The 20,103-nt window shown below is 62.7% G+C and carries 8 protein-coding genes; 3 read left to right on the top strand and 5 right to left on the bottom strand.

What is annotated here, in order from left to right; genetic code table 11:
- Positions 1–7: 7 nt before the first annotated feature.
- The gene (locus ACM6HV_RS27240) at positions 8–1,105 is read right to left on the bottom strand and encodes an AraC family transcriptional regulator (protein WP_414905779.1); all 1,098 of its coding nucleotides are present in this window, start codon (positions 1,103–1,105) and stop codon (positions 8–10) included.
- A 211-nt stretch (positions 1,106–1,316) separates the two neighbouring features.
- Here ACM6HV_RS27240 and ACM6HV_RS27235 point away from each other — a divergent pair, with 211 nt between their 5' ends.
- From ACM6HV_RS27235 to ACM6HV_RS27225, 3 genes are all read left to right on the top strand, one after another.
- Positions 1,317–2,264, top strand: coding sequence for a transporter (locus ACM6HV_RS27235; protein WP_414905778.1), 948 nt, complete (start codon positions 1,317–1,319; stop codon positions 2,262–2,264).
- A 272-nt stretch (positions 2,265–2,536) separates the two neighbouring features.
- The gene (locus ACM6HV_RS27230; RefSeq protein WP_003225628.1) at positions 2,537–2,728 is read left to right on the top strand and encodes a hypothetical protein; all 192 of its coding nucleotides are present in this window, start codon (positions 2,537–2,539) and stop codon (positions 2,726–2,728) included.
- Positions 2,718–2,987 (top strand): type II toxin-antitoxin system RelE/ParE family toxin, encoded by a 270-nt coding sequence (locus tag ACM6HV_RS27225; protein ID WP_045122487.1) that lies wholly within the window; start codon positions 2,718–2,720, stop codon positions 2,985–2,987. Before ACM6HV_RS27230 ends, ACM6HV_RS27225 begins: the two co-directional genes overlap by 11 nt.
- Before the next feature lie 65 nt (positions 2,988–3,052).
- Here ACM6HV_RS27225 and ACM6HV_RS27220 read toward each other — a convergent pair whose 3' ends face one another.
- The 4 genes from ACM6HV_RS27220 to gspE all read right to left on the bottom strand — a co-directional run bounded on the left by ACM6HV_RS27220 (position 3,053) and on the right by gspE (position 19,951).
- Complete coding sequence (locus ACM6HV_RS27220; protein ID WP_414905777.1) at positions 3,053–15,544, bottom strand: filamentous haemagglutinin family protein; 12,492 nt, start codon at positions 15,542–15,544, stop codon at positions 3,053–3,055.
- Between the two features lie 203 nt (positions 15,545–15,747).
- Complete coding sequence (locus ACM6HV_RS27215) at positions 15,748–16,860, bottom strand: substrate-binding domain-containing protein (protein ID WP_414905776.1); 1,113 nt, start codon at positions 16,858–16,860, stop codon at positions 15,748–15,750.
- Between the two features lie 473 nt (positions 16,861–17,333).
- Positions 17,334–18,545 carry a type II secretion system inner membrane protein GspF gene (gspF, locus tag ACM6HV_RS27210; protein WP_414905775.1) on the bottom strand — a complete coding sequence of 404 codons (1,212 nt, stop codon included), beginning with the start codon at positions 18,543–18,545 and terminating at the stop codon, positions 17,334–17,336.
- Positions 18,545–19,951: a type II secretion system ATPase GspE gene (gene gspE, locus ACM6HV_RS27205; protein WP_414905774.1), complete on the bottom strand. Its 1,407-nt coding sequence runs from the start codon at positions 19,949–19,951 to the stop codon at positions 18,545–18,547. Before gspE ends, gspF begins: the two co-directional genes overlap by 1 nt.
- Positions 19,952–20,103: the final 152 nt, after the last annotated feature.

The following is a 20,103-nucleotide window of genomic DNA, read 5'->3' as shown; positions in this document are numbered from 1 at the left end:
AAATCTTTCAGGTCGATGTATGACGCGACACACCTCGGTCGGCCCCCTCTCCCTCCGGGAGAGGGCTGGGGTGAGGGTTTGTGTCATGCCGCCACGCACTCGGGCTCATCCCGGTCCAGCGCTTGAACGCCCGACGGAAGCTGCGCACGTCGCTATAGCCGACCTCTTCGGTAATCCGCTCGATGGACATGTCCGGATTCGCCAGCAGACTCAGGGTCCGCGCCTGCCGCACCTGTTCCAGCAGCGCTTCGAAGGTCAGTGCGTGCTCGGTGAGGCGCCGGCGCAAGGTGCGGCTGCTCATGTTCAGGTCGCCGGCGATTTTTTCGATATGACTGCCCCGGCTCAAGTCCCGGGCAATCGCCCGTTCCACGGCTTGAATCAAATCGAGTTTCTGGTGCACCTGCGCCGCTTCCAGCTCCAGCAATGCAACCGCCTGGCGCAGCGCCAGCGAATGATGATTGGGCAAGTTGACGTCCAGCCACTGAACATCGATCAGCATGCGATTGTGCAGACAACCGAAGCGCACATCGGGCCCGAGCAAGCGGTGGTATTCGCTCAGGTAATCCGGTACGGCGTGCACAAACTCCACGGCAATCGGCTTGAATTCACTGCCGGCCAAGGCCCGGCCATACACCAGCAGGCTGGCGAAAAACTCTTCGACGGCAAACACCTGAACGTCGGCGAACGGCAAGCGGCACTCGGCGTCGAGGTGCACCTGATCACCCACCACATCGACGCTGGACACCACGATCCCGCCGGAGGTGTGCTGATGGCGAATGCCGAGGGCAAAGGCATCGCGCAAGGTCTTGCACAGCGACAGCACATGCCCGAGCAAGCCCAGCGTACCGAGCACATTCTGCGCGCCGACCCACAGCCCCAACCCCTGATTGGGCAACACTTTGAGCGCCCGTTGAATCATCGCCACAGCCTGGCGATAGGAAATCCGTTGCGCCGGATCCTGCAGATCTTCGAGGGTGAAGCCCAGGCCACGGCACAGGCTTTCGGGGTCGATGCCTTTGTTGTGTACGACTTCGGCAAGGGTTTGCAGGAGAAACGGCGAGACCAGCGCCAATTCGAAAGTGGGGTCTTGGACTTTTACGTTCATGGGGACTGACATTCCGGATCACGCTTGATTGTTATTTTTGTTACCGGTTATGTCGAAGGAAGTTAGCACAGGGTTGGCCGACTGTCCGCAGAAGCCCCCCTAACTGTCCGCCAATACCCTGCCCCGTCGGGCCTCTAGCGCTTATTTCTATGGTGCCGGACGTTCTGCGTACCGGCGCCACGTCCCACCACAATAATAATGAGGACAGACCATGAGCCCGAACCGCGCCACTTTCCCCTTGCGTCTGGCACTGACTTTGCTCGGTTGCACCGCGTCCCTGCCGGCCCTGGCCACCGAAGCCGGCGTCGACAACATCGGCCCCGGCACCGACGGGTTCTTCATGCTGCCGCTGGAAGTCGACAGCCTTCCGCAGAACATGGTCGCGTTCAACCTTTACTACAACCATTACAAGTCGACCAAGCTCAACATCAGTTCGTTGGGCGGCAAGGTGCCGAATGTCGACATCGAATCCACGGCGGTCATTCCGCGCATCGATTACCTGAGCCCGGTACGCGTGTTCGGCGGACGCCTGGCCGGCTACATCGCCCAGCCCTGGTTGAAGCAGGAAGTCTCGGTATTTGGCCTCAGCGATACCCGCGAAGGCATGGGCGACACCACGATTGCGCCAATCATCCTGTGGGACATGGGCAAGAATCTGACCCTCGGCGCCGCCCTGGAAATCACCGTGCCCACCGGTGAATACAGCGTCGATCGGCTGGCCAACACCAGCAACAATTTCTACACCTACAAGCCGCTGTTCTCGTTCACCTGGCTGCCGACCGACAAGACCGAGGTGTCACTCAAGACCACCTACAGCTTCAACGAAAAGAACAAAGACACCGACTACAAGTCCGGACAGATTTTCCACTTCGATTATTCGGCCAGTTACAAGATCACCGACAACGTGATGTTCGGTATCAACGGCTACTACCTCAAGCAGACCACCGACGACAAACAGTACGGCCACACCGTGCAGTTCGCCGGGCAGGATGTGGACGACGGCGTGCGCGGCAAAGTCTTTGCGATTGGCCCGGCGCTCCACTTCACCTTTCTCAAGTACGCCAGCGCGGAGATTCGCTGGGCCAAGGAGTTTGACGTGGAGAACCGGCCGGAGGGCGACATGCTCTGGGCCAAGGTCAGCATCCCCTATGCCTTCTGACCTCGACCTGTAGGAGCTGCCGCAGGCTGCGATCTTTTGACGTTGGTTTTTACAAGCCAGATCAAAAGATCGCAGCCTGCGGCAGCTCCTACACAGACGGCGGTGTTGTGGAGGAATCCGATGACAACGTGCGTCGATTTTCCCTTATGGGCAAGGGAAACGTCTGACATCTTTCCCGCCAGCGCTTGGGGATACTTGGCACTTCGTCTTGCCAGTGACGACAGCGAGCCACATCCCCCTTAGACTGCTTCACATTGATCATGGAGGTCACTATGAGCGCCGAACTTTCCCTTATCGTTTCAGACTTCGAAACCCCAGAGCAGGCCGCCAGCTATGATCGCTGGTTCAGGGCACAGGTACAGGCCTCGATGGATGATCCGCGGCCCAACATCCCCCACGAGCAGGTGATGGCGGAGATGCGCGCCCTCATCGAATCGAAACTCAACAAAAACAGTGCGGGTTGACTGGCGACCTGAAGCTCGCACTCAACTCTGGCAAACCCTGAACTACATCGCTGACCGTAACGCCGTGGCGGCCAGTCAACTGAACGCCGCCATCGAAGCGGCTACCTCCGCCCTCCCACTTCACCCCTACCTTTATCGCTTCGGCAAGGTCGCCGGTACACGGGAAATCGTTGTCCATCCCAACTACGTTGTGGTTTATCGGGTGACCGACCGGATCGAGATTCTCAACCTTTTGCACGCTCGACAAGCGTATCCCTGAGCTTTCCCCACCCACACAAAAAAAGGGCGCCCCACCGGCCGCCCAAAGTACTACACGAGAGTCCTTTACAACGTCAGCTGCCCCCGTTCCTCCTCGGTCAGCTGCTGCTTCGCCTGTTCATCCAGCGCCCCGGCGCCCAGCACCTGCACCGGGCTGTCCGGGTTGTATCCGGTCGTCGGCGCACGGCTGGCGCCATCGCGGTTTGGCGCCAGTTGCTCGTTACCGAAACTCAGCACCTGCACGGTGAACACCGAAGCCTGGTTCTGTCGCGCTGCTGCCTGCTGCTGACGGGCCACGTCCTCAGCGGCCTGGGTTGCCGAAGACGCCGCCGAACTGGCCGAGGTGATCGCCCCGGTGTTCACCGCCGCCACCACCGGTACGCCACTGGTTTTGCCTTGCACGGCGATGTTGGCAGCGTTGACCACCGTCAGCGCGGCGATGTTGACGTTGCCCGAGACACGAATCCCCGCCTCCCCGGCGTCGATGGTGCCCAGCGGCGCGATCAGGTCGATATCGCCCGGCGCCACCTCGGCGATGGGGTTAAGGGTGGCGATACCGGCACCGGTGCTCGGCACCGATGGCGATAGCGTCACGTTGCCCCAAGTGTCATAGACGCGTTTTGGCGGGGTGTAGACCACGGTGGTTTTTGAGCCGCGACCGGCGTTGATGTCGCCCTCGGCCGACCAGCCGAGAATCGAACCACCGAAGGTGGTCATGATCCGGCTCTGCCCCAGCAGAATGCTGCCCTGCGAGTAGAGCTGAATGTTGCCCGACCCCTGGGTGATGATCCCGGCGGTGGACGGTGGAGCTGCGCCTTCGATGCCGAACACCTGACCGCCGCCCGGCGTGAGCATCTGGATATCGCCGCCGAACAGGGTTTTGACCCCGGCGCCGCCGTACAGCGTGATGTCGCCGTCGTAGCGGATCGGATTGCCCGCCACATCAGTGCTCGGGAACAGCGCCGCAATGGCGTTGCGACCACGCAGGTAACTGCCTTTGCGCGGGCCATCGACGTCGTTGTACTCCAGGCCGCCCGCACGCAGTTCGGCGAAGTACACCTGACGGGCGAAAGTCGCCTGCTCGGTACTCGGCAGCGCGGCGTAGAACGCCTGTGCCTGCTCCGCGTTGCCGCTGAAGCCGTAGCCGAGGGTCAGCCAGCTCTGCAACTCGTCGAGGTAGGTCTTGACCACTTTACCCGGCTGATCGTTGAGAGCGGCATTCGGATTGGCAAGGTTCTGCGGGTTCAGGTAACGCGCGATGAACCTTGTGTAATCCGGCCCCTGTGCGCCCACGCCCGCCTGCAATACCACGCTGGCACCGGGTCGCGTATCCCCGGCCACTATCGCGCCGAGACTGGTAATGCTGGCGCGATTTTCCATCAGGATATTGCGCCCGGCATTGATATCCAGCGTGCCAGGGCCGGCGATATCGAAGCTGCTGTAGAGAATGTCGCGACCCGCCGACACCCGCGATATATCTCGCGGATTGTTATGAACGAACAGGTTGCCGGTCGAGGTAATGCCTTCCCGACCCACGCCCATCTCATCGGGCTGCACGGCTGTCGGTTGGCCCAGGTGGGTTCCGGATGCCACGATGTCACGGCCGGCAATCATCCAGACAGGGCCTGCTGCTTCGTACCAAGTGCGTTTCGAAGTATCGAAACTCAACGTCTCGCCACTGCGTATCCCTACCAGATCGCCGGTCAGGGCATAGAACCGTGCGGGCCCCTGCACATCACTCAAACCGGAATAGCTGTCGGGCCCAAAAGCGAACAATGGATAACGCGAATTACCATCCGGTTTAACACCGTCACTGCCGTAGTTGCTGTTGAGAGGCTTGTTGGGGTTATTGCTGGAAAAGGCGAGGAATGACGGCCTGAACGGGGTGGCGATGGCCAGCGGGCTGGCACCGGACTGATTGATTGCGTAGCCGCCGGCATAGATGGAATCGCCCGCCAACAGTTCGAGTTGCCCGGATGGAGAAGGCGCCAAAAGCAGGGAATACGCGGTTTTCGGCGCAGCATTGCCGACCCCGTAAGCCGCAGATGGCCCCGCATAAATCGAACCTTGAGCGGCAACGGCCCGAAGAATCGCCGGGTAGACAAAACGACCATCGGTGGGCGAGGTATTGGCGCCGCTCACAGGAGACAGACTCCCATCGACCTGCGCCAACTGAGTGCTGGGCGTGAGATTGCCGCCGGCGGAAAACAGATCGATGGCGGTGTGATCGGTCCACAGTGAGAAGCCGCTCAGGATGCCGCCGGTAAGGATATTAGCGTCGCTATCGAGCAGTGGCGTGGCGTTGAATTGGCTCACACGACCGGGATCGGCCGCCCCCCCCAATACCAGATCACCACGGGTGCTGAGACTCATGCCGGAGTCTCCGGGAATCAGCACCAGGCCACCAGAAGCGTTGCTGGTCGTCGAGGTGAACGGATCCAGCGGTCGGGTTTCACGGACATCATGCAACTGCGAGCTGGCACCGTATTGCAGATTGATGCCGCCCAGCGCCCCTCCGGTCAATTGCGCGGCACCGCGCAAGTTGATCAGTGCGCCTTGCAGGTCGTGCCTCGGCGGCTGAGTCCCGTTATCCCCGGCCCGCGCTTGCAGCGATGGGTTGAATGCGCCGCCGATGCGAATGTCCATATCGCCACCGCCGGTCATCTGCACGCTGCCATCGTCGGCGACACGCCCGGTGCTGCCCACGGCAACGATCAGCCCCTGGCTGCGCGGATAATTGACCGCATCGCCCAACGGTCTGAGCATCCCGGCGTCGCCACCGGCACGCAGGCTGATGTTGCCGCCGCCCAGGGTGCCGAATCCGGTGAAGCCCACCAGATAAGGTTCGGTATTACCGTCAGGCGTCATCAACCGAGTCGCGTAACTGCCAAAGTTGATCCACCACGCTGTGGGCACATCCGGGTTGCCCGTGCCTTGGCGCCACAACCAGTTGCCCACTGACGCACTGGCGATCTGTTCGCGGAAACCGCCATTCACCGATTGTGCTTTTGTGCCGACGGAATCACCGGAAACCGAGCCACCGGCATTGATGTGCAGATTGCCGCCCAATTGCGGATACCAGGCCTGGTAGAGGCTGTCGCTGCCACCGTCGACCCATTTTTCATAAGCGGCACCGGCCGTGCCCAACACCGAATTGTTATCCGAAAGATGCCCGCGCGGCTGGTTATAGAGCGGATCGATATTCGCTGACTGGGTGCCGGCGGTGTACACGCCGAAAGGCGAATCCATGCTCAGGTTGCCTGCGGCGATCAGGTCGAGATCACCCGTGCCGGTGCGCAGAACACTGAACATCTGCATATGGGCCTTGGCCGTTTTCCCGGGATTGTTGCCGATGCACAGCTCTGGCTGCAGATCACAAATGAATTGAGCCTCCTCGGGAACCGGTTCGTAGTCCGGCCCCATTCCGCTGCCTGGCGCCCAGACCCACCGGGCCATGGGTACGCACAAGTCGGCAATCTGCTGACAGTACTCGAGCATGTCATCAGGGACCGGCTCGTAGGGGGTAAAGAAGGGATTGTCCGGAGCCCAGACCAGCTTGCCCGCCGCCGTGGTGATGTTGACGCCGTAATGACTGTCCGCCAGCCGCAGATTGCCTTCAGGGGTCAGCGGTTTGACCGCACGGCTGTCGGCCGCAGCAAGATCTGCACCGGCGACCACACGCATCGACCATGAGGCACTGCCCGACGGCAGCATGCTGGCCAGCGCCCAGTTCTTGCCTTGTTGTGTGCCGTTGAACGGGCGCAACTCGATCAGCGAAGTGCCTTCGGCGAGCTTCACATCGGTCATCGACGGAATCAGCGAACCGCGCAACAAGGCCAGTTCGCCCTTTAACTTCACCCCGGAGAACGTCGTCAGGTCTGCATCGTAAACGCTGGGCAACGGCACACCCTTGGGCCAGTTCATCGCTTGCAGGGCGGTGGCCTTGTTCAAACGGATCCCGGCGCCCAGGCGGGTGTCGGCAGGCAACGTCACGCTGTCGCTGAGCAGCGTACCGGCGGCGAACAGCAGATTACCGTTGCTGTCGTGGATCGCCCCCGCCAGCACGGTGCCGGCGCTGAAGGTATACGCCTCAGCCAACACTGCCTGAGTCGGCAGCAACGTGCCGCTGGCCAACACCGCGCCCTGAAGGGTCACGTCGTAATTGAGCGTGACGCCTATCGGGAACTGTGTTCCTTCGGCCAGCGAAACACCGCTGCCCGGCACGATCAGGTCGCCACCGAACGGCTGCACACCGGCAATCAGTTTCCAGCCGGCATCGTCCTGGGTTTCCGGCGGCGGCGCGAACCCGTCGTTGATGCTGCCGTAAATATCGAGGTTGCCACCGGCGCGAATCACCAGGCTGCCCGCTTCCCCGGAACCATATACGGAGGGATTCTGCTGCGTGTGTGGATTGAGACTGGCGTAGCGATAACCGGACAAATCCAGATCGCCCTCCACCACCAGATCACCGTCGGCAGTCTTGCTGGCGATTTCCACTCCGGGGCGCAGATGGAACACGTCGGCGTAAGTGGCGTTATTCAGCCCGGCGAGTTTGCGTTGCAACAGATCGTTGTTGCCCAGTGCGGCGTTGATAAAATCATTGCTGTCGCCGTGAATGCGTTCGAGCATGGCCTGATCAATCACCTGATACGGTCGGCCACTGACCGCCGGATCGACGCCATCGCGGGCATCGGTATAGCGGCGCAAACCATTGAGACCGATGGACCGTGCGCCCTGAATGGTCAACACACCGCTGGCGTCGATGGCGATGTCATTGCTGCCCAGACGCGGCGCGTTCAGCTCCAGTGTGCCGCGCAGCATTCCATCGTGTTGCCCGGCGAGGAAACCGGGCACGGCATCAGTGCCGTGGCGCAGGTCGATGCGCGCGCCGCTGCCCAGCGTGAGCAAGCCATCGCCGGAATTCAGTTCGACCGTGGCGCGGTTCGGCGCATCGATGATCTTGCCGTAGCTGTCGACCCGCAGCACGCGACCATGGGCATCGAGTACGCTGCTGCCAGCCAGGGTCAGGCCATTTTTCGCCGACAGGCGAATGCTGCCGACACGCTCGCCGCTGGCATCGATCAGACCGGCCACCGTCAGGCTGCCATTGTCCACCGACACATTGACCTCACCGGCCTTGAGACCGTCGCCGATCACCAGGTTGCCTTGTTTGAGTTGCAGGCTGCGGCTGCCGTAAACCTGCCCGGCATTCAAGCGCTGGTTGAGCGCGGCGAACTGCTCGGTAGGGTCACCGCCCAGGCGCTGCGCGCGAATGTCCACGCCACCGGCCTTGTACGGCACCAACGTGCCTCCGGCGTCGTAGTAACCGCTGCTGCCGCCGACAATCTCGCCTTGCAGATCGACCATCCCGGCCGCGTCGGCCAAGGCTACGACGCTGAGATTACCGGCCTGATTATTCTTCGCCGACAGGTCGATCCGCGAGCCCGCGGCCTGACGGATATTGCCGTTGGCGCTGTACAGCGATACGTCGCCGCCCCAGCTGTATTTGCTGACATCGTTGAACGGCAAGGTCCGCCCGGCCATGTCCAGCACGGCACGAGTGCCCAGCGTCAAATCGCCCTCGGACTTGACGGTCAACTTGCCGCTGGCCAAGGCGATACGGCTGTCCAGCACGATATCGCGGGCTTCAAGGTTCAACTCCGCACCCAAAGCATTCGCCACCCCGACAGCCCCGGCGCCGCTGAGCGTCAGGCTGTTGCCGGCCTTGAGCAGGCTGACCGATGCCGCCTCACCGGTGAGCAACGGCGTGCGCAGGTTCAGATTGCCGCCACTGTAGCGGTAACCCTTGAGCGGATCGTACGCGCCCTGCTCCTGATACACCGCCAGGCTGCCCTTGTGATTGGCGGTGATGCGCTCGCTGGCGCTGAGGTTGACGTTGGCAAAACCCAGCGCCAGACGATTGTTCTGATCCAGCCCGCTGGCCTGAGGCATCGGGCCGTAACCCAGCTCGATCCGCTGGGCCTGAATGTCCAGTGTGCCGCTGCCCGTACCGGCGCCACCGGTAATGACGCTGCCGGCACTTTGCGTCGCGCCGTTCCAGATCAGGTTGGCGGTGCGGATGCTCGCCACATCGCTGGCATCGCCCAGACCGTAGATCGCCGGGGTGACCAGCACCAGGTTCTGCAGTTTGCTTTGGCCGGTCTGCGGATCGATTGTGTCGAGGCTCACGCTGCCGTAGAAATTGAAGGCATCGCGGGTGGTCAGGCTCAGGGTTTCCAGCGCTGGCGCGTCAAACTGCGTATCACCGCGCAGCAAGCGGTCGAGTACGTTCTGGTTCAGCGTTAGACCGGCCGGCACGCGACTGCCGGCCGCCGCCAGCGCATCCGCGCTGCCGGCGTTGACCGAGCCCACTGCCAGTGCCAGTCGGCGCGTGCCGAAACGTACCACTTCACCCAGTTCGAACTGATTGTCCGTCGCCGCCGTAATACTGCCGTTCGAATAGAGCAGCGCCGGATCGTTGCAGGGTGACGAGGCACACACGCCAATCCGGATGCTGCCCGCACCGCTGATGCCGCTGGCCGCTTCCGGCGCCAGCACATGGGTCCAGCCGTTGGACACCACCAACAGACTCGAGGCTTGCGGCTGGAAGAGGTAGCCGGACATCGAATCGAAGGCCACATTGCCACGCCCCAGGGTGTTGATCCCGGCGCCCGCTTCGACCGTGATGCCACCGGTGGTCGAGGTGGTGCGCAACACGACTTCCGGCGCAGACAGGATGGCCCCTTCACGCAGCGTGATGTTGTCCGAGGTCCCCACGAACTTGATGATGTTGCCGGTCGTGTTGTAAATCACCTCCGGCAGCGCACCAAGCGTCAGACGTCCGGCATTGAGGTTGTTCAGCGTGTCGGCGTACACCGACACGCCACTGAAACCCGGCGTCGGCGCATCCCCCGCACCGAGCACCTCGAACTCGGCGCCGGCGTAACCACCGCGTAGCGCCGCCGTGCCGATCAGCCCGCCTTCGGCGGCATCAAACAGCGCTCGCCCATCGAACTGCAACGCAGTCTCTTGCTTGCCACCCGTGCTCAGGCGCAGATCGAGCACCTTGCCGTCCATTGGCGCCAACGCACGCGGCACGCCGCGCCGGGCGGCATCGCTGCGGATGAACTGAGTGAAGGTCGTTTCGTTGTACTGCGAGTAACGGCGCAGCACGTCAGCCGACGTCAGGATCACCTGACTGGCCAGACTGTCGCGCAGTCCGGTGTTGGCAATCGACATCTGCCCGCTGCTGGTCCACGAACCGTTGCGCAGCTGCAACGCTGCCGTCGTCGCAGCTGGCGTCGCCTGACCGTTGACCTCGACCCGGAACGCGCCCGGCAACAAGGCAAAGGTGGACGGCAGCAGTGTGTAAGTCCCCGCCGCCAGCCCCGGCACGCCGGCGCCAATAGTGACCTGCTGGCCGATGCGCGGATCGACCGCTCCGGCTTCGGCCAGGATCGGCGCGTAACGGCTCTGATTGCCCGGCACGATGGCGTAGACCGGATTACTCGCCAGCCCCGGCAGACTGAAGGTGCCATCGGTGGCATTGCGCACCAGCGGATTGAAGCGCGCATCGGTAGAACCGCCGCGTCCGGAAATGAAACCGGCGCCGCGAAGATCGCCACCGCCGGACAGATCGATCAGCGCACCGTTCTGCACCTCGATGTATTGCCCACCGATCGCCACGCCGTTTTTATCGCCCGTGATGCCGTTCAACACCACCGATTTACCGTTGTAGAGATAGTCGATGCCGTCCGTGGTGCCACCGTATGGCATGACCAGACCGGCGCCGCTGACCGACGTGGTGCTGCCCGAAAGCAGTCGAACCTCATGACTGGTGGTCTGCAAATCGTCACCCAGAACAATCTTGCCCAGCGGGGCCCGCACCACCCCGCCCTGCTCGATGTACGCCGCGGAAAAACTCAGATTGCCGAATACCGAATACGGCACCTCAGCGGGTGCCGCACCGTGGCTGCTGATCCGCAGCGTATGGTCGGACACCGCAACGGCGCCCTGATAGCCAACGCGCACTTCCGCCTGGACATCACTGGCGGGATAGATTTGTGCAGCACCGAGGTTCAAGTCACCCGGCGTCCACAACCGGGTTTTTTCGGCACCGTCGTTGGGCGCGAGGAAACGCAGATCGCCACGACTGTCGAGGTTCACCTGACCAAATGCCCGTCGGCCATACGCAACCGCCGGCGCGCCGAGTTGCAGGATCGAACCCTGTGTACCGAACGACAGGCCATTGCCCACATCCAGCAGGTCGGCTGATGCGTTGAAGGTCGCGTCCGACAATTGTGTCGTCGGATTATTGGTCAATCGCGGCCGTATCAGGCCGAAGCCGGCGTGGTAAGTGCCCACGCCGGACAGACGCAGGTACGGCGCGCTCAAATCGACGCGGGTCGTACTCGCGGAGGCGTCAGCCAGCGACAACGCCCCGGCGTACAGCGTCAGGCTCTGGTTCATGTGCAGATTGACGTCGCCGTCAAACGACAGCAAACCGTTGCTCAACAGGCTCAGGTTATCGAAGCCGCCCGCCATCAGGCCGTCTGCGCTCAAGCGCGTCTGACCGTAGCGCAGGCCAGCGGCGCCCTCGCCCGGACGCAGATCCGGCGCGAGCGGTTTGTCCGCAGGTGTCTGGCCAATGATCATCTCTCGCGGCGCCCGCACGGCATTGCTTGCCGAGTCAACGTACAGCGGTGTCTCAAGCGCAATGTCCAGACGACCGCCGGCAGCCCCGACACCGCCCGCCGCTGCACGCAGGTTGCCCTCAACGAACAGGCCGTTGTAGGAGCTCAGGCTGATCCGCCCGCCGTCGGTTGCGACGCGGGTCGGCCCCTGGCCGGCGATATCCAGAACGGTTTCGCTGCCGGAAGCCTCCAGCCGGGCGCCTTCACGGACGATCACATAAGCATCGGCGGCCGTGGCTGTAGCCAGTTTCGCATCGATTTCTCCGCCGATGATGATGCTGCCGCCCTTGCCGACCTGACCGTAAGTGCGGCCCAGCGCATCGACTGCCGTAGTGGCGCGTCCGGCGACATCCAGCACCGCCTGTTCACCGATCCAGATGGAACGGTCATGAGCGTTCGGATCGGCCACGACAATGGCGGTCGCCGGTTTGTTCGAACCGAACTGTTGCTGACGGATATCAATCGTGCCGCCCCAGGCATTCAGTTCACCTTCCACGGTGATCTGCCCGGCACCGCGCAGTTTGATGCTCTGCCCCGGATCGACGCTGATCCGCGAACCGCGGCCCAGGGTCAGGGGGCTGTTGGCGGCATCGATCAAACCGATCAGGCTGGCCCCGCCCTGCAACGTCAGGCTGGCGCCGGCGCGTTGGGTCAGCACGCCCTTGGTCGGGTTTTCCTGGAACAGCGTCGGCGTCCACAGCTCCAGCGCCGTTTGCGGATCGACACCACTGACCTGATTCGGCGCGGCATCAGCGAAACGGTACACCGGCATGTGCACATCGATCGCCGTACCTTCAGCAACGTCCAGCCCATTCAGGCCAATCAGGTTGTAGGCGGAAAAGCCCTTGCGCAACAGATCGGCAGACAGCTGCAGGGTATTGTCGGCCAGCGCCTTGTCGGTCTGACCGATGAGAATCCTGTTGGCCTGCACCGTCAGCGTGCCGCCGCCCGTGACACCGTAGCCACGCAGATCGCCCGCAAGGTTCAGGTGGGTTTCACCGGGCGCCGAAATCGCACTGGATTCCAGCGTCAGGTCGCCGCCCTTGCCACCCCGGGTCTTGCCGTTGGCCAGCACAGCGCCACCGGAGGAAACATCGAGCAGGCTGCGCGCGCCAAGGTCGATATCGCCGCTGCTGCGGATCGATACCAGGCCACCATTGAGAGACGCCAGGCTCGCACCGTCGTCCGGGTTGCTGCGCAGGTTGCTCCATACACCACGGGTATCGAGTTGCACACCTTCGGCCACAGTGACTTGCGTCGCCTTGCCGACCTTCGCCGTGAGCCGAGTGTCAGCGGTATCGCTACTGAGAAACTGATTGAGCACGTTGCCCAAGTGCAGACTACCGCCACGCGCGGTCAGTTCGGCGCCGATCTGCACATCCGGGGAATACAGGGTGATGTCGCCACCAGTATCGACCGTGAACGCGCCGTCCACGACGATCTGTTCGCTGGCCGCGACCTTGAGCGCACCGAGCCGGAAACCATTGAGTTGATCGTTGTCCAGATACAACTTGCCCTTGCGCGACTCGGACACTGCGGCGCTCAGGTTCAGATCACTGCCGGCAACCGGGCGGGCGCCACCGATCTGCACCTGATCGAGCAATGGATTGAGGGTATAGAGCAGGCCATTCGACGCCGCGACGAAGGTCGGGTCGTAACTGCCGACGATCAACTGCGCCCGCCGGGCCAGCGCGGTCTGGCTCTGCTGATAGCCGTCGAGCAGCGGTTTCGGCGCCTGATTCTGCCGTTCGCCCTGATACACCTCGCCGATCATTTGCCCGTCGAGTACCGCATTGGTCGTGGCGATCACCAGTTGTCCGGCGTCGCGACCCACGGTGTAACCCGATTCGAAGCGTGAACGCGGAGCGATCAGCGGGCTGTAGTAATAGCTGGTCTGACCCCAGCGGTCGCTGCTGTCTTCATAGCCTTTGTACAGGCCGGTGTAGAGCAGATCCCCCGGCGCGCGCGACACTTCATACAGCTTGCCGTCGGCGCCACGCAGCCAGCTCTGGCGGATCTCGCCGCTCTGCACATCCAGGGTGCCGCCGGACAGGTTGATCAGCGAACCCTTTTCAGTCACCACGTCGTTGCCGGCAAAACTCACTATGCCGCCCTGAGCCATCCATTCGCCGACGCTGTGCCCTTGAGTGCCCAGATAACCGCCGACTTCGAGCAAACCGCCCGCCGTGTACCAGCGATCCGTGGCGTAGCCGTTGGTGCCGGCTGGCACGTACACCAGATCGCGCACATCGACCCAGATGTCATTGCTGTTGAGCGCGCCTTTCTCGCGGTTGACCGAGGCATCGCGCTGCTCGTTGCCTTGCACGTTGATCTTGATGCTGTTGTTTTCCATCGCCACTTTGACGCCGAGGGCACCGGACACATCGATCATTGCACCGTCGCGCACCAGGCTGCGGCGTTGTGCATTGACCGCAACCTGGCCGCCAGTGGCCAGGGTGATCGAACCGCTCTGGAACTCGACACTGCCGCCGCTCTGAATCTCGACGCGTGACTGATCGCTACGGATCCGGTTATTGGCCGTGACGCCCGTCAGCGCGGCCTGATGCTGGCTGTCGAGGGCGGTCATGTCGCTGCTGTCGAGCATGATCGCCGTCGCACTGCCCTGCCCCAGCGTCACGCTGCCGTTGGTATCGGTGATCGGGTTGGTGAGGTGAATCGTGCCCCGCGTCGCCACTGACGTGCTGGCGAGCAATACGCCGTTTTGCACGACCTCGTGACCCGTCAGAGTGATGTCGCCGGTAGACGACTGGATCAGTCCGTTGTTGGTGACTTTGCCCGCAACGGCACCGGCCTTGAAGCCGGGAATGACTTCGCTGCCGAATGTGGTGGACAGCGCATTGCCCTCGGTGCCCGAGCCCTTGCGGATGTAGAAACGATCACCAGCGGCGAGCACGGTCTGGCCCTTGGTGGTGCTAATACTGCCGTCGTTCTGTACCTCGCTGCCGAGCAGCAAGGCATAACCCCCGGCAGCGGTAGACGATGCCGGCTTGTGGGTGTCGATGGAGGCACCACGTTCCACCAACACTTTGCCGGCCGCATCGGTGAAGGTCGGCTGGGTGCCGGTGCTGTCGAAATACAGACCTCGATCGCGGAACTGGATATCGGTGATATTCGCCGCTGCTGCCACCAGGTTGCGCACGTTGATCTGACTGCCGCCGCTGAACACGATGCCGTTGCGGTTGATCAGCATCACCGTGCCGTCGGCCTTGATCTGGCCCTGAATCTGGCTGGCCCGGGCATTCGGGTCGTTGACGCGGTTGAGCACTGCCCAGTTCGACTGCTGGGCGAATTCAACGGTGGTGTTGCGGCCGACGTTGAAGGTTTCCCAGTTGAGGATCGCCTTGTCGGCGGTCTGCTCGATCTTCACCGTGGTCTTGCCGTCGGCCTGGGTCTGTTGCGGGCCCTTGGCGTTCTGCCAACCCTGGGTCAGGCTGTTATCGACTTTCAAACCGCCCTCGCCCAGACCGTCCGGCACAAACTGTACCGTGCCCAACGCCGCCGTGCGTCCGGCCGCCTGCGCCGCTTGTTGCGCGGCAATCGCGGCGACGGTGTTGTTCAGGGTCTGGATCGAACGCTGCAATTGCGCATTGGCTTTTTGTTGCTGGGCCAATGGCGGTGTCATCCCCGGCAATCCGCCAACGCTCGGACGCGCCGCTGCGGCCTGTTGCGCTGCACCCTTGGCGGCAAACCAGCTCGAACTGAACGCCGTCTGCGCCTGCGCACTGCCCGCCACCAGACACAACGCCACCGCGTGCGCCAACGGTTTGAGCAACCACAGCGACGGTTCGACGGTTTCACGCTTGGAGGACAGAACGTTGGTACGACGGGATGGGCGAGCGAGCATCACTACGAGATCCTTTTTGATTGCCACACTTTGGTTGCCAAAGATGCCGCAGGCCTGCAAAAACCTGCTGTTACGACATAGGCCGTTGGCGAGGGGCGCGACCGAACGGATGTCACACAAACTTCATGTTCGGCGTGTATCCGAGCCAAAAAAAATGACGGCAACCCCAAGGTTGCCGTCATCGGTGTTACGACCGCGCGAGCTTACAAAGGACGACCGATAGCGTTGCAGACGCTGGCGTTGTTGATGTCCAGGTTGTTGCCCGAAGTGTTGGTGATGAAGTTGGCGGTCACAGCAGTTTTCCAGGCGTTAGGCACGGCGACGAATTTGTGAGCCTGAGTCGCGGCGTTGTTGCCCGGGTTGCTGTAGTGCTGAGTCAGGAAGGCTTTGACGGCCGCGGCCACGGTTGCATCCTTGTAGCACTGACCGAAGATGAAGTTGGTGTAGGCAGCCAGTTTGTAACCCGAAGCCGGGTTAGCCACCACTGGCGACCAGTTGGCAGGGTTTGCAGCCTGGGCTGGGGTCGAAGGAGCCGACACCGACGACAGTGCCAGGGTGACGTTGAGCGACGTTGGCTGAACGCCGTTGACGCGAGCAACAACAGCGTTGCTGGTAGCGTCGACACCGTCCGGACCGACATAACCGATCGAACCGTCAACCGCGTTCACGGCGGTGGCGACATCGGCAGTGTTGGCGACGCCGACCCAGTTCGACGGCAGTGCCGAACCGGCTGGCAGACGCGCGTTGGTGAAGGTGGAGCTGGTGGCGAACTGAGTCGGGCAGACCGAGTTCAAGTGACGGCTGAGGATTTCCGAAGTGCCGCTGGAAACGTTGCGGTACACAACGCGAATCGGCGTGGTGTCGGTCGTGCCGAGCAGTTGGCCCCAAGTGGTTTTTGCACCGGAGAACGCATCGCACAGCTGAGCGCTGGTCAGGTTCAGCGCGGTCTGGCCGGCTTTTTTGTACGGGATGGCAACCGAAGTGGCCACCGACGGCAGTTGAATCAGCGGGCCATACGAAGCGCCGTAGGTGGTGTTGTAGGTGTTGATTTCCGCAGCGCTGAGGATCGAATCGCTACCGGCGAAATGCACGGTGCCGGTGGTGCTGAAGCCGGCCGGGTTGTTGGTCAGGAAAGCGGTCTTGCCGGCACCGCTACCCACGGCGGCGTAGCTGAAGTTGGCAGGCAGGATGCTGTCGGCCGAACCTTTGTACAGAGCGGCTGGCAGCGTGGCGCCGCCACCGGTAACGGCCATGGCCTGGGCGGAAGCCAGAGCGGCGACAGTCAGGGAAACGGCGATCAGAGTGCGCTTGAACATGAAGAATCTCCTTTTCAACGATGGTTGTGAACACAGGTTTTCAGGGGTCTTGCATGACACTGGGAAGACTCACCGCTGACCTTCGCAAGCGGGGCCCGGGGTTAAGTCGCAGTGAGAAATTCGCAGGTTCCGGTGACAGATAAAGGAAAAAACCTCGGGAGCTGCGCGGGGTTTTTCAGGCGGTTTTCTCGGGTGTTTGCGGGGGATTGCGCGGCGTCTGGATCGTGGGTTTGGCGGAAACTGGCTGCAGCCGTTGCGGGGTGGTTGCAGATGACAGAAAGGAGAACCCGAGGATGGTTCTTTTGAGGCTCGGGTGATGCTGAAGTCCTGGTAAAAAATCTGGATTTTTTGTTGCCCGGACCGGCCCCTTCGCGAGCAGGCTCGCTCCCACAGTTGAAATGCGTTCCCCCTGTGGGAGCGAGCCTGCTCGCGAAGGGGCAAGCCCAGACACCATCAAAGCACCAGACACACCACTATTGGACCAGTTGATTGATCTCAATGATCGGCAACAACACCGCCATCACAATCACCAGCACTACCCCACCCATCACCACAATCATCAGCGGTTCGAGCAACGCGGTCATGCCCATCGCCCGCCGTTCGATATCGCGGGACAGGGTCTGCGCCGCCCGCTCAAGCATCGGCGGCAGTGCGCCGGTTTTCTCGCCGCTGGCGATCAGGTGAATCAGCACCGGCGGGAACACGTTCTCTACCCGCAGCGCCGCCGCGAGGTTCACCCCTTCGCGAACCTTGGCCGTGGCGTCGCTGACACTCAGGCTGAGCCGATCATTGGATAGCGTCTGCCGCGCCGCCTCCAGCGCCCGCAACAACGGCACCCCGGCACCGCCGAGAATCGCCAGGGTCGAGGCGAATCGCGCGGTGTTCAGGCCCAACACGAAACGCCCGATCAGCGGCAATTTCAGCACCCGATGATGCCAACTCAAGCGCGCCGCCGGATTGCGCAGGTACAGGCGCCAGCTCCAGAATGCCCCCGCGATCAGCGCCGCACACAACCAGCCCCATGCCCGAATGAAATCACTGGCGGTGAGCATCGCCAAGGTCAGCCCCGGCAAGTCCTGCCGCGCCTGGGAAAACGCACTGACCACCTGCGGCACCACATAGCTGAGCAGGAAGATCACGATGCCGATCGACACCAGCCCGACCACACCGGGATAGATGAACGCGGTGAGAATCTTGCCGCGCAGGTTGTTGCGCTCCTCGATGTAGTCGGCCAGCCGCTCCATCACCTGCGCCAGATCGCCGGACTCCTCCCCTGCAGCGATCAACGCGCGGTAGATCTCCGGAAAATCCCGTGGTCGCGCCGCCAGCGACTCGGCCAGACGCATGCCGCTGCGCACGTCGGCGCGCACCGCGCTGAGCGTGTGGGCGATGTGTTTTTTCTCGGCCTGCTCTACCGTCGCGCTGAGCGCCGCCTCCAGTGGCAGGCTGGCCCCGAGCAGGCTCGCCAGTTGCCGGGTGGCCCAGGCCAGATCGTTGTCCGACATCCGCGCACTGAACAGACCACCGCCGCCATGCTGGGCGACGTTACTTTCCTTGTGCACCGACAACGCGGTCAAACCACGGCTGCGCAACACGCTGAACGCCGCGCCTTGGCTGTCCGCCTCCAGGTGCCCGGACTCGATCTTGCCGCTGGCATCGGCGGCTTCAAAACGATAGCGATTCATCAGGCGTCCCGAGTCACACGGAGGATTTCTTCAGGCGCGGTGGCGCCGCTGCGAATCCAGCGCTCGCCGTCCTCGCGCAGGCTGAACATCCCGGCCTTGGCCGCTGCCGCGCGCAAGGCCTGCTCCCCTGCCCCTTGGTGAATCAGGGTGCGGATGTCGTCATCAATGCAGAACAATTCGTGGATGCCGGTGCGGCCGCTGTAACCGGTGTGGTTGCAGGCAGCGCAGCCCACTGGCCGCCACGTGCCCGGTGCTGCAGGATCTTCCTGCTTGCACTGATTGCACAGCCGTCGCACCAACCGTTGCGCCAACACCCCGAGCATCGACGATGCGAGCAGAAACGGCTCGACGCCCATGTCGATCAAGCGGTTGACCGCCGACACCGCGTCGTTGGTGTGCAGCGTCGCCAGCACCAGGTGCCCGGTGAGCGAGGCCTGCACGGCGATTTGCGCGGTTTCCAGATCGCGGATCTCGCCGATCATGATGATGTCCGGGTCCTGACGCAGAATCGCCCGCAGCGCCAGGGCAAAGGTCATGTCGATCTTGGCGTTGACCTGAATCTGGCTGATCCCCGGCAGGTCGTATTCCACCGGGTCTTCGACGGTGAGGATGTTGCTGGTGCTGGCATCCAGTCGCGCCAGCGCGGCGTAGAGGCTGGTGGTCTTGCCGCTGCCGGTGGGGCCGGTCACCAGCACGATGCCGTGGGGCTGGCGGATCAGCTGATCGAGTTTGGCCAGCACCTGCGCGTCCATGCCGAGGGTTTCCAGATGCAGGCGCCCGGCCTGTTTGTCGAGCAAGCGCATCACCACGCGCTCGCCATGCCCGGTGGGCACGGTCGACACGCGAATATCGATCGGCCGCCCGGCCACGCGCAGCGCGATACGACCGTCCTGCGGCAGGCGTTTTTCGGCGATGTCGAGTTGCGCCATGATCTTGATCCGCGACACCAGCGCACCGTGCAGCGCCTTGCGCGGCGAAACCACGTCGCGCAGGGTGCCATCGACCCGGTAGCGCACCACCGAATGGGTTTCGAACGGTTCGATGTGAATGTCGCTGGCCTCATCGCGCGCGGCTTGAGTGAGCAAGGCGTTGATCATGCGGATCACCGGCGCGCCGTCCTGAGTGTCGAGCAGGTCGGTGATTTCCGGCATGTCCTGCATCAGGCGGTCGAGGTCGACTTCGTTTTCTGCTGCGCCAACGACCGCCGCCGCACTGCCGGTATCCGCGTAAGCCGTAGTGAGCAAGCCGTCGAGTTCATCGTCGCGCACGCGCCGGAGCGACGTCTCACCGAACTGGCGCCGCACCTCGCTGATCGACCAGCCGGGGGTCGATGGGCATACGGTCAGCACGCCGTCGCACAACAGAATGCGCTGGGCCTTGGCCCAGGCGTAGGGCAACGCACTCATCTAAAGCCCTCCCCCATTCCTGTGGCGAGGGAGCTTGCTCCCGCTCGGGGGCGAAGCCCCCGTAAATCCGGGATGCAGGGTGTATCTGGAAGAACGGGGTTGCAGGTTTTGGGTCTGCTGCGCAGCCCAGCGGGAGCAAGCTCTCTCGCCAC

Origin of the sequence: Pseudomonas sp. IT-P260, assembly GCF_949768395.1 — a bacterium.
GTDB classification, from domain to species: Bacteria; Pseudomonadota; Gammaproteobacteria; order Pseudomonadales; family Pseudomonadaceae; genus Aquipseudomonas; species Aquipseudomonas parakoreensis.
Note: the sequence above shows the minus strand (reverse complement) of the source record. Positions and strands in the feature narration are given on the sequence as shown.

Coding starts and splice junctions, on each gene's coding strand:
- ACM6HV_RS27240 (WP_414905779.1), bottom strand. CDS start 1,105: ATGAACGTAAAAGTCCAAGACCCCACTTTCGAATTGGCGCTGGTCTCG.
- ACM6HV_RS27235 (WP_414905778.1), top strand. CDS start 1,317: ATGAGCCCGAACCGCGCCACTTTCCCCTTGCGTCTGGCACTGACTTTG.
- ACM6HV_RS27230 (WP_003225628.1), top strand. CDS start 2,537: ATGAGCGCCGAACTTTCCCTTATCGTTTCAGACTTCGAAACCCCAGAG.
- ACM6HV_RS27220 (WP_414905777.1), bottom strand. CDS start 15,544: ATGCTCGCTCGCCCATCCCGTCGTACCAACGTTCTGTCCTCCAAGCGT.
- ACM6HV_RS27215 (WP_414905776.1), bottom strand. CDS start 16,860: ATGTTCAAGCGCACTCTGATCGCCGTTTCCCTGACTGTCGCCGCTCTG.
- gspF (WP_414905775.1), bottom strand. CDS start 18,545: ATGAATCGCTATCGTTTTGAAGCCGCCGATGCCAGCGGCAAGATCGAG.
- gspE (WP_414905774.1), bottom strand. CDS start 19,951: ATGAGTGCGTTGCCCTACGCCTGGGCCAAGGCCCAGCGCATTCTGTTG.